This window comes from Chryseobacterium gambrini, from assembly GCF_900156825.1.
Classification (GTDB): domain Bacteria; phylum Bacteroidota; class Bacteroidia; order Flavobacteriales; family Weeksellaceae; genus Chryseobacterium; species Chryseobacterium gambrini.
The window spans coordinates 294,048-306,310 of sequence record NZ_FTOV01000005.1 but is presented as its reverse complement, the minus strand read 5'-3'; the positions used below and the strand labels follow the sequence as shown (position 1 = coordinate 306,310).

General features: G+C 35.4%; 14 protein-coding genes. 8 read left to right on the top strand and 6 right to left on the bottom strand.

The window, feature by feature from the left end; translation table 11 throughout:
• Window positions 1–19 precede the first annotated feature (19 nt).
• From BW951_RS12055 to murI, 3 genes are all read left to right on the top strand, one after another.
• Window positions 20–970 (top strand): PorP/SprF family type IX secretion system membrane protein, encoded by a 951-nt coding sequence (locus BW951_RS12055; RefSeq protein ID WP_076393081.1) that lies wholly within the window; start codon window positions 20–22, stop codon window positions 968–970.
• 51 nt (window positions 971–1,021) lie between these two features.
• A complete protein-coding gene (gene hemW, locus BW951_RS12050; RefSeq protein ID WP_076393079.1) occupies window positions 1,022–2,146 on the top strand; it encodes a radical SAM family heme chaperone HemW in 1,125 nt (374 codons plus the stop codon).
• A 109-nt stretch (window positions 2,147–2,255) separates the two neighbouring features.
• Window positions 2,256–3,086, top strand: coding sequence for a glutamate racemase (gene murI / locus BW951_RS12045; RefSeq protein WP_076393077.1), 831 nt, complete (start codon window positions 2,256–2,258; stop codon window positions 3,084–3,086).
• A 209-nt stretch (window positions 3,087–3,295) separates the two neighbouring features.
• Here murI and BW951_RS12040 read toward each other — a convergent pair whose 3' ends face one another.
• A complete protein-coding gene (locus tag BW951_RS12040; protein WP_076393075.1) occupies window positions 3,296–3,895 on the bottom strand; it encodes a nitroreductase family protein in 600 nt (199 codons plus the stop codon).
• 88 nt (window positions 3,896–3,983) lie between these two features.
• Here BW951_RS12040 and BW951_RS12035 point away from each other — a divergent pair, with 88 nt between their 5' ends.
• Window positions 3,984–4,334, top strand: a complete 351-nt coding sequence (locus BW951_RS12035) for a winged helix-turn-helix transcriptional regulator (RefSeq protein WP_076393147.1) — start codon at window positions 3,984–3,986, stop codon at window positions 4,332–4,334.
• A gap of 375 nt (window positions 4,335–4,709) precedes the next feature.
• Here the strand turns inward: BW951_RS12035 and BW951_RS12025 are convergent, their stop codons facing one another.
• The 4 genes from BW951_RS12025 to BW951_RS12010 all read right to left on the bottom strand — a co-directional run bounded on the left by BW951_RS12025 (window position 4,710) and on the right by BW951_RS12010 (window position 7,153).
• Window positions 4,710–5,273, bottom strand: a complete 564-nt coding sequence (locus BW951_RS12025; protein ID WP_076393071.1) for an RsmD family RNA methyltransferase — start codon at window positions 5,271–5,273, stop codon at window positions 4,710–4,712.
• A gap of 71 nt (window positions 5,274–5,344) precedes the next feature.
• Complete coding sequence (locus BW951_RS12020) at window positions 5,345–6,061, bottom strand: DUF3822 family protein (protein ID WP_076393069.1); 717 nt, start codon at window positions 6,059–6,061, stop codon at window positions 5,345–5,347.
• An 18-nt stretch (window positions 6,062–6,079) separates the two neighbouring features.
• On the bottom strand, window positions 6,080–6,574 hold the full coding sequence (locus BW951_RS12015) for a Smr/MutS family protein (RefSeq protein WP_076393067.1): 495 nt from the start codon (window positions 6,572–6,574) through the stop codon (window positions 6,080–6,082).
• Window positions 6,575–6,655: 81 nt separating this feature from the next.
• Window positions 6,656–7,153 (bottom strand): metallophosphoesterase family protein, encoded by a 498-nt coding sequence (locus BW951_RS12010; RefSeq protein ID WP_076393065.1) that lies wholly within the window; start codon window positions 7,151–7,153, stop codon window positions 6,656–6,658.
• Window positions 7,154–7,681: 528 nt separating this feature from the next.
• Here BW951_RS12010 and BW951_RS12000 point away from each other — a divergent pair.
• A complete protein-coding gene (locus tag BW951_RS12000) occupies window positions 7,682–9,226 on the top strand; it encodes a serine hydrolase (RefSeq protein ID WP_076393061.1) in 1,545 nt (514 codons plus the stop codon).
• A 653-nt stretch (window positions 9,227–9,879) separates the two neighbouring features.
• On the opposite strand, the gene BW951_RS11995 is transcribed toward BW951_RS12000, so the two are convergent.
• On the bottom strand, window positions 9,880–10,359 hold the full coding sequence (locus BW951_RS11995) for a SixA phosphatase family protein (protein WP_076393059.1): 480 nt from the start codon (window positions 10,357–10,359) through the stop codon (window positions 9,880–9,882).
• 114 nt (window positions 10,360–10,473) lie between these two features.
• Here BW951_RS11995 and ruvX point away from each other — a divergent pair, with 114 nt between their 5' ends.
• The 3 genes from ruvX to BW951_RS11980 all read left to right on the top strand — a co-directional run bounded on the left by ruvX (window position 10,474) and on the right by BW951_RS11980 (window position 12,097).
• Window positions 10,474–10,890: a Holliday junction resolvase RuvX gene (gene ruvX / locus BW951_RS11990; RefSeq protein ID WP_076393057.1), complete on the top strand. Its 417-nt coding sequence runs from the start codon at window positions 10,474–10,476 to the stop codon at window positions 10,888–10,890.
• Window positions 10,887–11,459, top strand: coding sequence for a peptide deformylase (gene def, locus BW951_RS11985; RefSeq protein ID WP_076393055.1), 573 nt, complete (start codon window positions 10,887–10,889; stop codon window positions 11,457–11,459). The genes ruvX and def overlap by 4 nt, the downstream gene beginning before the upstream one ends.
• 77 nt (window positions 11,460–11,536) lie before the next feature.
• On the top strand, window positions 11,537–12,097 hold the full coding sequence (locus tag BW951_RS11980; RefSeq protein WP_076393145.1) for a DUF5606 family protein: 561 nt from the start codon (window positions 11,537–11,539) through the stop codon (window positions 12,095–12,097).
• Window positions 12,098–12,263: the final 166 nt, after the last annotated feature.

Here is a 12,263-nt window from a genome sequence, read left to right as displayed (position 1 = left end):
ATTGAAATCAAGATTTGTTATGAGAAAACTATATGCTATCGTATGTTTAGCTCTTTTGTCAAATGCATACAAAGCACAAGAAACTTTACCGTACTATCAACAATATCTTTTAGATGGTGAGTTTTTGTTCAACCCGGCACAATACGGAAAGACCGACTATGTGCAGCTTAATCTTAACTATCAGCAGCAATTTTCGAAGTTCAGTGAGTCTCCAAACGTTCAGTCGGTAGGGATCAACGCGAACATCTTTGATAGAGTGGGAGCAGGTTTGTCTGTATTCAGAGACAGCAACGGTCCTATTTCTGCGGGCGGTATTACAGCGGGTGCTTCATATTTTATTCCTCTTAGCAGCGACGGAGACAGAAAAGATCAGTTCTCTTTCGGTACAAGCGTTAGCTTCTACAACATGAATTTTGATTATTCAAAGATTAACACGCAGGATGCTTCAGATCCGTTATTGCAGGGAAGTGAAAGTAATATCTTCATGGCTTATGCAAACTTCGGAGCACAGGCAACTTACAAAAATATTTTCGCTGGAGTTTCAGTTAATGATATCGCACTTACCAACGATGAAGCGATCGTAAACGGACGTGAACCTTCTCCAATCAAGTTTTTCTTAAACTTAGGATATGACTGGCATGTAGGTGATAACATCTATTTCACACCTTCAGCTTTAATTAACCTGAACACAAACTCTACAAGAACGATTGATTATAACTTAATGGCAACGTTCTTTAACGATATCAATGCATTCTCTTTCGGGGTAAGCTACAGATCTGTTCAGAACAGATTCGACAGTCAGCAATTACAGATTGCTCCTGTTGTAAAAGTAAGATTCAACAAATTCATGATTGGAGCTACTTACAACTTAGGTTTGTCTGATATTCAGGAATATGGAGGAAACAGCTTCATGATCGGGTTAGGATATAACTTCGATAACTTCATTAACCACAGAGGTTATAGATATTAATTGATTTAATTTAAATAAATTTGAGCTCTGAATTTTTTCAGGGCTTTTTTTATGATTTACATTCACATTCCGTTTTGCAAGCAAAAGTGCAGCTACTGCAATTTCCACTTTTCAACATCTTTAAACTTTAAGGATGAAATGCTGGCTGCGATGAAGAAAGAAATCTTTCTCCGAAAAAATGAATTGCAAAACAAAAACTTACAGTCACTGTATTTTGGAGGCGGAACACCTTCTATTCTTTCGCCGGATGAAATCAAATTTTTAATTGATGAGGTATTAAAACATTTTACTTTTGAAAAGGATATCGAAATCACTTTAGAAGCGAATCCTGATGATCTGGATAAAAACTTCCTGAAAGGACTGTCGGAATCCCCGATAAACCGTCTATCCATAGGAACCCAAAGTTTTTTTGAGGAAGATCTGAAATTAATGAATCGGGCGCATACTGCAAACGAAGCCGAAGATTCCATCAAAAGAGCGCAGGATTTTGGTTTTGAAAATTTAAGCATTGATTTAATTTACGGTTCGCCAACTTCCAATCTGGAAATCTGGAAAGAGAATTTAAATAAAACCATTGCGCTTGAAGTTCCGCACATTTCTTCTTATGCTTTAACGGTTGAGCCGAAAACGGCTTTGGAAAACTGGATCTCAAAAGGGAAAGTAAAAAGCCCGAAGGAAGAAGAACAAAACAGAGAATTTTACTACTTATCGGATTTTCTGAAAGATAATGGTTTTGAGCATTATGAAGTTTCCAATTTTGCCAAACCGGGATTTTACTCAAGACACAATTCTTCTTACTGGAAATATAAAGAATATCTGGGAATTGGTCCTTCTGCACATTCTTATAACGGCTTCGATGTGAGAAGCTGGAATGTCGCGAACAATCAGCAGTATATCAAAAACTTAAATTCAAATCTTTTGGCTAAAGAAGAGGAATTTCTTTCTCAAAACGATCAGTTTAATGAAATGATCATGATTGGCTTACGAACAATATGGGGCGTTGATCTGGGAAGCTTAAAAGAAAAATTTAATGACAGCATTTTAGAACATTTTCAGAATGAAATCAAATCAAAGCTTGAAGAAGGAATTTTGATAACAGAAAACAATCACCTGAAAATTACGGAAAAACACTGGTTTATGGCAGACGGAATTGCTTCGGATCTGTTCATCGTCTAAGATGAAAGTCTAAAGCTGCAAGTTGGAAGAACGGTTTGTGAAAAACTTGTAACATCCATCTTCTGCATCCAACAATTTCACTATTTTTGTATAAAATTTCAGCTCAATTTTGAAAACTAAAAAGCAGGATTATTCGCATCTTTCCCAGAAGCAGCCTATCGGAATTTTCGATAGCGGAGTGGGCGGACTTACAGTTGCCAAAGAAATAAAAAGACTTCTTCCAAACGAAGATCTGATCTATTTCGGCGATACCAAACATCTTCCGTATGGTGAAAAATCGAAGGAAGCTATTATCGAATATTCTACAAAAATCACCAATTTTCTGTTGGAGCAAAACTGTAAAGCGATTGTTATTGCCTGCAACACAGCAACGGCAAATGCGCTGAATGAAGTGATGCAGTCTGTTGCGGGAAAAGTTCCTGTGATTGACGTAATTAATCCGGTTGCAGAAAAAGTTTCCTATGAAATCCACAACAATGTGGGCGTCATCGCAACGAAAGCGACGGTGAATTCGGGGTTGTATAAAAAAAGCATCAGAAAGCACAATAAATGGATCAAGGTGGATGAACTGGCGACGCCTTTATTGGTTCCTGCCATTGAGGAAGGTTTTAAAAATCACCCGATTACCCACGCAATTATCTACAATTATCTGAGCAATAGTAAATTAAAGAATATTGAGACCTTAATTTTGGGTTGTACGCATTATCCGTTGCTGATTGATGAAATCAAGCAATATTACGGAAACCGTGTTCGTGTGATTGATTCTCCGAATATTGTCGCCAATCATTTAAAAATCATTCTGGATAAGTATCATCTGCTGAATGAGCAGAATCCGAAACCGAATTACCATTTCTATCTTTCGGATTTAACGAAAAATTTCGAAAAAATCTCAAAGAAATTCTTCGGAAAAACCATCGATTTAGAATTGAAAGTATTATAAAAAACAAAAGCTGTCTCAATTTGAAACAGCTTTTTCTATATAAGATTCTTTAACGCAAAGATTTATTTTTCAAAGTTTATTTTTAGTGAGCTAAGAATTAATCAATTGAAAATTGATTTTATAAAGCATACTTCATAAGCGACTTTGTCGCCACTCTTTGCTCTCTTAAATAATTTCGGGGATTATATTAATCTTTGCATTTAAATAAATTAAATTTCCAAAATTACGTGCTGTCTTTCCAGTCTTCTTTTCGGGGTATGAACCGGCTGGTTTTTGTCTTCTTCAGACTTTACGCCAATCACTACCGCAAAAACACTTTCGTACTTTTCGTTCTTTAAAATCGCATCATATTTTTCAGTTTCAATTCCTTCCATCGGAGTAGAATCTATTTCCATATCTGCACACGCAGAAAGCAAAACGCCCAATGAAAGATAAACCTGATGTTTCAGCCACGATCTGATCTCCGCTTCACCTTTTGGTTTTACAAAAGTTTTATAATAAGTTACCGAACCTTCCGGAAGATTTTCTTCAATCTGCTTTTCAAAATCTTCAGGATTTTTAAGTGCCTGAAAAACGATAAGATGACTTCCGTCCAATACTTTTTCTTTGTTAAAATAAGAGGCTTCGGCAAGCTGTATTTTTGTTTCCGGTTCCGATACAAACACAAAATTCCATGGCTGACTGTTAATGGAAGATGGACTTAAATGCAGAATTTCTTTAAGCTGCTGAATCTGTTCTTCACCTATTGTACCTTGAGGATTATACTTTTTTACGGTATATCTCGATTTCATTTTTTCTAAAAAGCTCATAATTTTTATACTATATTTTTTATAGTTGCAAAATTAATGTATGTTTAATATATTTGCAATAACGGTCTAAAATGATAGTATGAAAAAAATGTATTCCATAGATAATAAAGAATATCCGTGCTGTACAACGGTTACCATGAGATTTATCGGCGGAAAATGGAAAGCCGTGATTTTGTTTTATCTGATTGATGGAGCAAAAAGATACAACGAGCTAAGAAAATTAATTCCCACAATTACAGAAAGAACGTTAAGTTTACAGTTGAAACAGCTTGAAGAAGATCATATTATCGACAGAAAGGTGTACACAGAAAAGCCGCCTTTAATGGTAGAATACACCTTAACGGATTTCGGAAAAACGTTGCTTCCTCTTTTAAAAGAAATTGCAAAATGGGGCGAAAGTGCGGTACAAAATTCCAGCAAAGTAGAAATTGTGAACTAATGAAAAAAATAAGCTAATACAGCTATTGGCAAACATAAGCTCAACATCATATAGGTAAAGTAAAAAAGCCAGTCATTATCATAATCAAATGAAGAAAATCTGGGAGCATCAATTGGATCTCTTTCGTTGTATTTTCTAAAAATATTTAAACTGAAATGCAAAAGAACAAATTGATATATAGGGCAGAATAAGAATAGATAAAAGTTTGGCTTATTTTGGGGTATATCTGTTATTATTAAAGCTATTATCCCTAAAATTGATAAAGCAATACAAATTCTAAAGATTATCTTATAAGATGTGAATTTGAAAAATAGGCTTCTGAAAAATAAAAATAAAAAAGGTATAAATAGAAGCCCAATTATAAGAGCCAAGAAATCAGGCTTCATCCCTATTCGGTTCAAAAAAACTGAAACTTACATTTCCGTATTTTCGGGTATCGATTAAATTCGGATGATCAAATTTCATTCGGCTTTGGTGTTCTATCACTAGAATTCCGTTTTCCTTCAGGTATTTATTGTTTAAAACCAGAGAAATAATTTCCTGATACTTTTTTTCTTCCATTTCGAAAGGAGCATCGGAGAAAACAATTTCAAAAGATTTTTTGTTTCTGAATTTCTTCAGCCAGTTGAATACATCACCCCGCTGAACATTCACCTGCAGACTGAATCCAAGTTCAGAAGCGGTAGAATTAAGAAAAGACGTATGTTTCGGATTCATTTCTACGGACGTAATATCCTGACATCCTCTTGAAGCAAATTCAAACGAAATAGAACCGATTCCCGCAAAAAGATCCAGTACGGAAACCGACTGCATATCGTAGGTGTTTTCCAGAATACTGAAAAGTGCTTCTTTGGCAAAATCCGTAGTTGGTCTTACATCAAAATTCTTTGGAGCGGCGATTTTTTTGGCTTTCCATTTGCCGGATATGATTCTGTACATAATTGATAGGTTTTAGATTGGAGGTAAAAGATTGCAGATAAACTAAAACCTGCTATCTGATCTTCTGCAACCTAATTTAATATAAAATTTTTAGAAGGAATATTATCAAATACAATTTTCATATTCTTTACGAATTTCTGAAGCTCTGAAATAAACGTTTCATTCTCAGTAGTTTCTCCGTACGCGTAGAAATTGGTTTCATTGATTCCGAAACCGATTTTGCTTAAAGTAAACATCACGAAATAAAGGAAATCTACCTCAGAGTTAACATCCAGATTGTTGTATAAGATAACTTTTTTGTTGTCTATCGCGAAAAACTCACATTGGTTATGATACAGGTTGATGTGAATTTCTTTGCTGTTTTTGTTATTGATGGAATTTAAAAACTTTTCACCGGAAAAATTAAACTGAACAGGCAGCGCCAGTTCTTTAATCTTTTTGTAAAAATGCTTCGGAAATGTATAATAAAACTGAATTTTAAACTTTTCGTTAATCGAAAGCATCAGTTCTTCTTTCTCTTTATCCACAGGAGCGTTGAAGGCGATAAGATCGAATCCTGCTTCATGCTCCGAAAAACCTTCCGGCATCAACGTGAAATGATTGAGTGCGGAAATCACATGGATCTCATCAAATCTCTGCAGAAGAAGCACTTTATCCAGCATATCCGAAATAAAGTTTTCCGGAGATTCTTCATCCACGAAATACGATTTCTCTTCCACAATGCTCTTATTTTTAGCAATCTGGTAGATTAATCCGTCTTTGGTAAAAAGTAAATTAAGTATATTCATAATTTGATTCCTGCAAATTTAGTGAAATTCTACCATTACCGCACCCGATTGATGATGAAGTATTTCCTTATTATAAAAATCCACATTCGTCTGGCTTTCTAACGTATCGAATACCATTTTCTGCAAAACTCCGTCTCCGATTCCGTGTACGATTTCCAGCCTTTTAAGATTGTGTTTTCTGCAAAAGTTGATGGTTTCCACCAATCTTTCTTTTTGGATGAAAAGTCTTTCAAAACTGGTGTAATCATTTGGATTTTTAACTAAATTATGAAAATGAAGATCAAGAACCAAATGATTTTTCTGATGTGCTTTGGAGATTACTTTTTTCGGCTCCGCTTTTTTTATAATGGGTGTATTTTCATAAAAATCCGAGATTTTCGGAACCAGTTTCTCCTTCGGATATTGATGCGTAAAACCGTATTCATCTTTAAAAACCACGATATTTCCTTTCACGGAAGTAACCACCCCGCTTAAATCTTCATCTACTACAGAAACTTTATCGCCTATTTTCATAGTACTGTCATTGCGAGGAACGAAGCAATCTCTTATTATTCTTAACTCCTCAATTTTTTTCTTAATGGTTTAAAAATTATTTTAAAACTTCGGTCCCAATTCAATAACCTCCAAATCCTTTATTTCCGTATCATCAATTACAAAACGCATCATTGTCCGCATTTTATGCCATCCCTGTTTTCCGCACGCTCCGGGATTCAGGTGGAGAAGATTGTTTTTCTCATCAAACATTGCCTTCAAAATGTGTGAATGTCCCGAAATAAACAGCTTCGGAGCTTTTTCAGCAATCTCCTGCTTTGCCAACGGTGTGTATTTTCCCGGATAACCGCCGATGTGGATCATGAGAACTTCTACATTTTCGCATCTAAAACGACTCACTTCCGGAAACTCAGAACGGATTTTTGCGTTGTCGATATTTCCGTAAACTCCTTTCAGTGGTTTTATCTTTTCAAGCTGCTCAATTACATCCATACTTCCGAAATCTCCGCCATGCCAGATTTCATCCGCCTGACCTGCATATTCTAAAATACGGTCGTCGATATAAGAATGAGAGTCGGAAAGAAGCAGGATTTTCGTCATTATTTAAAATTCTCTGCAAAGATAAGATTTGAAATTATTTTTTCTGAAGATTTATAAACATCTTTAATGTTATTGTTATTCCTTGAGGCTTGTAATGACATTCATTAATATAAACTTGTTTAAGCTTTTTTACCACAAAAGATGCAAAAGATTTTAACACTTTACTTGTTTAAGTTTACTACTTAAATGGAAAAAAAGAGCACATAAGTTAAAAAAATCAAAGATTTTTTCTCTTTGCAGGATTTTAAAATTAGTTTAAACCAACTTGTAATTTTAGTTTCAGAACTGTCATTCAGAATGAAATTTTGCGAATCATTATGAAATGAAGAATCTTTTGCAGATAAGTCCTTTTTAAATTTCAGTATTTTGTTTCGAAGAATCAAAGTAATAATTAAAGCTTTAAATAAAAGTTTAGTTGATCTTTTGTGGCTTTTGCGGTTAAATAAAAGTTTAAACAGACTTTTTGTTATTGAGTATAATATGAAAAGTTTAAACCGCTTTATTTACTACATTTGAAAAAAATTAAAAATGAAGCAGAAACTTTCTTTTTTCCTTCTTCTTTTATCGGTTGGGATTGCGAATGCGCAGGTTGAAGAGAAAAAACTGGATGAATTGGTCCAGAACACTTTAAAAACTTTCGACGTTCCGGGAATGTCGGTTGGTGTGATTAAAGACGGAAAAGTAATTTATTCCAAAGGTTTTGGGGTACGTTCTTTAACTTCCAAACAACCGATGGACGATACCACATTGGTCGGAATCGCCTCCAATTCCAAAGGTTTTACCTGCACCGCTTTGGCAATTTTAGCAGACGAAGGAAAACTGAACTGGGACGATAGAGTTTCAAAATACATTCCTGAATTTCAGATGTACGATCCGTATGTTTCGCAGAATGTTACTATTAAAGATCTGGTGACACATAGAGCAGGATTAGGTTTGGGACAGGGAGATTTAATGTTCTTTCCGGAAGGCGGAAATTTAACGGTAAACGATATCGTTCACAACGTAAGATATTTAAAGCCTGAAAATCCTTTCAGAACAACTTTAGACTACAATAATATTATGTTTATCGTAGCCGGAGAAGTAATCCACAGAGTTTCAGGATTAAGCTGGGCAGAATTTATCGAACAGCGCATTATGAAACCTGTAGGAATGACTTCAAGTTTTGGAAGTTATAACAGAGCCAAAGCTGTTGCGAACAAAATTGATGCTCATGCACCAGTAGACGGAAAAGCCATCGCTGTTCCTCACGACTGGAACGAAACAGCCAACGCAGCCGGAGGAATTATGAGTAACATTAAAGACATGACGACTTGGGCAGAATTTCTGTTGAATAATTTCACAACGAAAGACGGTAAAAAATTAGTTTCAGATAAAAATGTTCAGCAGTTGTGGGGTTTACAGATTCCGAGTGGAGTGGCGGCGAAAAATCCTTATGATACCAGTTTCTACGGATACGGAATGGGTTGGTTTTTAAGCGATGTGAAAGGTCACAAACAAATTCAGCATACAGGAGGACTGATCGGGACGGTAACGCAGTTTACGCTGATTCCGGATATGAAGCTGGGAATTGTCGTTTTAACGAATCAGCAATCGGGATCGGCTTTCAACACGATTACCAATACCGTGAAAGATTCTTATCTGGGAATTGCAGGCCGCAACTGGCTGAAAACCTACGGCGACCGGCTGAAAAAAATGGAAGAAAGTTTTGATAAGCAGAAAAAAGAGGCTTTTGCAAAATCTGAAACATTTAAAAAAGATAAAAATTTACAGCCAAAACCGGAGCAGTTTGTAGGAATGTACAACGATCAATGGTTTGGTGATGTGGAAATTGCGCAGCAGGGAAGTACCTACAGAATCTCATGCAAAAGTTCTCCACGCCTGAAAGGAGAACTTCTCCCGTATTCCAATAATTCTTTCATCATCAAATGGGACGACAGAAGCTACGATGCCGATGCTTATATTATTTTTGATTATGATGAAACCGGAAAAGCTCAATCTGCAAGATTAAAACCCATTTCAGACGTTACAGATTTCAGTTTTGATTTTGATGATCTGGATCTGAAAAGAAAATAATTCAGTAAAAATCATTCAATTTGATTATCAATAGGGACGGGCTTTTGCTCGTCTTTTTGTTTGAAGCGGAGAGAAATGCTTTAGCAAAATTATTGATTAAGTTTATTTAGGCTTTTTTATAAAGGTTAAAAAATTTTTTAACACATAAGTCACATGAGATATTCTTAAACCCTTGAAAATATTCAGAACATATTAGAAAAAAAATCAAAGATTTTTAAAAACTAAAGTGTTCTAAAATATTCGCAAACCTTATCTTTTATCTTATGTGACTTAAGTGTTAAAAACTTGTGTTCTTTTAGTTGAAAATTTCCCATAGATTGGCACAAATTTTAGCAGGTGATGTGTTGGTATCAATATCTTCAGCCTCCAAACTGTTCAATTTCATTATGCAAAAAAATCAAAGATTTTTAAAAACTAAAGTGTTCTAAAATATTCGCAAACCTTATCTTTTATCTTATGTGACTTAAGTGTTAAAAAGCGTGTGGCTATACTCATCGAACCCTCAATTTAAGGTTAAATTTGAAATTAATAAAATATAATATTAAACCAAAAATTCACCATTCACAAATTCACCTACATTCTAAAACCACCCCGTCAAAAATTCTTTCGAATTTTCGCCACCCCTCCAAAGGAGGGGAATTTTTACAGACGATTTATTTAATCTTTCCCGGATCGTAGAAAAACAGCAGTTTCTTTTTGGCTCCGTCGAATTCCGACCACGAATTGCAGTCGATCTCGAAACCGGCAACACCGCAGGTTGGAAAATGGAAAATATCTTCGGAAATGGAATTCGCAAAATTGGAAATTCCGTTGTTGTGAGAGAAAAAGGCAACCGATTCGTGGCTGTCGTCCAGATCGTAGATTACGGATTCGAAATTGCTTTCGGAAGGATTATAAAGTTTCTCATTCGTATTAATGCTGATCTGGTAAGTCTGGTTGAAAATTTTGCACGTATTCAGTGCGCGTACTGCGGGGCTCGATACAAAGTAATCGATCGCTACGTTATTGTTTTTCATGAATCTGGACATATGCATTGCTTCTTCCAAACCCTTGTCTGCCAAAGGTCTGTCAAAGTCTTCCGTTTCTTCCGGCCAGTCGCTTTTCGCATGTCTTACGAGGATGAGTTTCTTCATAATTTTGTTTTTGAAGAATTAAAATTATAAAAAAATTAGCGGATTAAAACATTGATTTATAAAAAAAACTGTGTTTGGAATAAAATCATTAAAATTTACTAAATTTGCAAACCTATGGGACAAATCCTTGCAATAGACTACGGAAAAGCTCGTTGCGGCATTGCTGCAACGGATGATATGCAGATTATTGCGAGCGGTCTGGAGACGGTGCAGACTTCATTAATTATTGATTTTCTAACGACATATTTCGGTGAAAATCGGGTGGATGAAGTGGTAATCGGTCTTCCGACAGATTTGAAGGGGAATGTATCCGAAGTGGAAACAGATATTTTAAAATTCATTGAAGTTTTTCAGAAAGAATTTCCGATGATAAAAGTACACCGCTTCGACGAGAGATTTACCTCCAAAATGGCTTCGTTTTTTATCTCCCAAAGCGGAAAAAATAAAAAGAAAAGACAGGAAAAAGGATTAATAGATAAAGTAAGCGCAACCATCATATTGCAGAATTTTTTAGAACAAAGAACAAGATGATTTTACCGATAAGAGCCTTTGGTGACCCAGTTTTAAGAAAAGTAGCGAAGGATATAGACAAAGATTATCCCGAGCTACAGGAATTGATAGGCAACATGTTCGAAACCATGTACAGCGCCAACGGAATTGGTTTGGCTGCTCCACAGATCGGACTGGATATCCGTCTTTTTGTGATCGACGTAAGTCCTTTGGCAGAAGATGAAGATTATGAGGATATTAAGGATGAACTGGCAGAATTTAAGAAAGTATTCATTAATGCCAGAATTCTTGAAGAATCCGGTGAAGAGTGGAAATTCAACGAGGGATGTCTTTCTATTCCGGATGTAAGAGAGGATGTAAAAAGAAAAGGAACCATCGTGATCGAATATTATGACGAAAATTTTGTAAAACATACAGAAACTTTTTCCGATATTAGAGCCCGCGTAATTCAGCATGAGTACGATCACATAGAAGGAATTTTGTTTACAGACCATTTAAGCGCCTTGAAAAAGAAGCTTGTAAAAGGTAAACTGTCGAAAATTACTCAGGGTGATGTAAGCATCGGTTACAAGATGAGATTTCCAAAATAAAGTTTGAATTAAAATAAAAAAAATATTAAATAGCAAAAGGCGGAATGCCGATTGCAGAATTTACAAAAAATAAAATTATGCTGTTAGAAAAAATAATTTCAATTTCAGGAAAACCAGGACTTTTCAAATTAGTTTCACAATTAAGAAACGGATTTATTATTGAAGACGTTACCACGAAGAAAAAAGTAAGCATTGGAAACTCCAGTCAGGTAAGTTTGTTGGATAACATCGCGATGTTTACCTTTGATAAAGAAGTTCCGTTGTTCGAAGTTTTTGAAAATATTGCTAAAAACTACGATTACAAAGAAGCGATCCACCATAAAGCAACAGATGCTGAACTGAAAGAATTCATGACGGCTTCTCTTCCGAACTACGATACCGAAAGAGTATATGCTTCAGACATCAAAAAACTGGCGCAGTGGTACAACATCCTTCAGAAAGCGGGATACATTACGCCGGAAAGCTTCGTAAAAGCAGAGCCTGAAACTTTAGAAGGTGAAGCAGCAACGGAAGAAGTAAACGTAGAAAAAGAAGCGCCTAAAAAAGCGCCAAAAGCAGAAAAACCTGCAGCACCAAAAGTAAAAGCTACTTCTGCCGCAAAATCTGCTCCTAAAAGCACCCACAGAAAGCAGGGATAATTCATTTGCTTGAATTTAAAATATAAAACCTCGTCAGAAATGATGAGGTTTTTTTGTTGCATAAATTTTTGATATAAAAAGCTAATATACTCTATATAAATTCCGTATAAATACGGATTGCCGTAAACGTTGATAATTTCTTATTATTACATTTGTGAATTAAGCA

What these genes read in the sequence shown, in the direction of transcription:
- BW951_RS11980 (WP_076393145.1), top strand. Translation starts at nt 11,537, where the DNA reads ATGCTGTTAGAAAAAATAATTTCAATTTCAGGAAAACCAGGACTTTTC.
- def (WP_076393055.1), top strand. Translation starts at nt 10,887, where the DNA reads ATGATTTTACCGATAAGAGCCTTTGGTGACCCAGTTTTAAGAAAAGTA.
- ruvX (WP_076393057.1), top strand. Translation starts at nt 10,474, where the DNA reads ATGGGACAAATCCTTGCAATAGACTACGGAAAAGCTCGTTGCGGCATT.
- BW951_RS12040 (WP_076393075.1), bottom strand. Translation starts at nt 3,895, where the DNA reads ATGAGCTTTTTAGAAAAAATGAAATCGAGATATACCGTAAAAAAGTAT.
- BW951_RS12015 (WP_076393067.1), bottom strand. Translation starts at nt 6,574, where the DNA reads ATGAAAATAGGCGATAAAGTTTCTGTAGTAGATGAAGATTTAAGCGGG.
- BW951_RS12010 (WP_076393065.1), bottom strand. Translation starts at nt 7,153, where the DNA reads ATGACGAAAATCCTGCTTCTTTCCGACTCTCATTCTTATATCGACGAC.
- hemW (WP_076393079.1), top strand. Translation starts at nt 1,022, where the DNA reads ATGATTTACATTCACATTCCGTTTTGCAAGCAAAAGTGCAGCTACTGC.
- BW951_RS12025 (WP_076393071.1), bottom strand. Translation starts at nt 5,273, where the DNA reads ATGTACAGAATCATATCCGGCAAATGGAAAGCCAAAAAAATCGCCGCT.
- BW951_RS12000 (WP_076393061.1), top strand. Translation starts at nt 7,682, where the DNA reads ATGAAGCAGAAACTTTCTTTTTTCCTTCTTCTTTTATCGGTTGGGATT.
- BW951_RS12020 (WP_076393069.1), bottom strand. Translation starts at nt 6,061, where the DNA reads ATGAATATACTTAATTTACTTTTTACCAAAGACGGATTAATCTACCAG.
- BW951_RS12035 (WP_076393147.1), top strand. Translation starts at nt 3,984, where the DNA reads ATGTATTCCATAGATAATAAAGAATATCCGTGCTGTACAACGGTTACC.
- BW951_RS11995 (WP_076393059.1), bottom strand. Translation starts at nt 10,359, where the DNA reads ATGAAGAAACTCATCCTCGTAAGACATGCGAAAAGCGACTGGCCGGAA.
- BW951_RS12055 (WP_076393081.1), top strand. Translation starts at nt 20, where the DNA reads ATGAGAAAACTATATGCTATCGTATGTTTAGCTCTTTTGTCAAATGCA.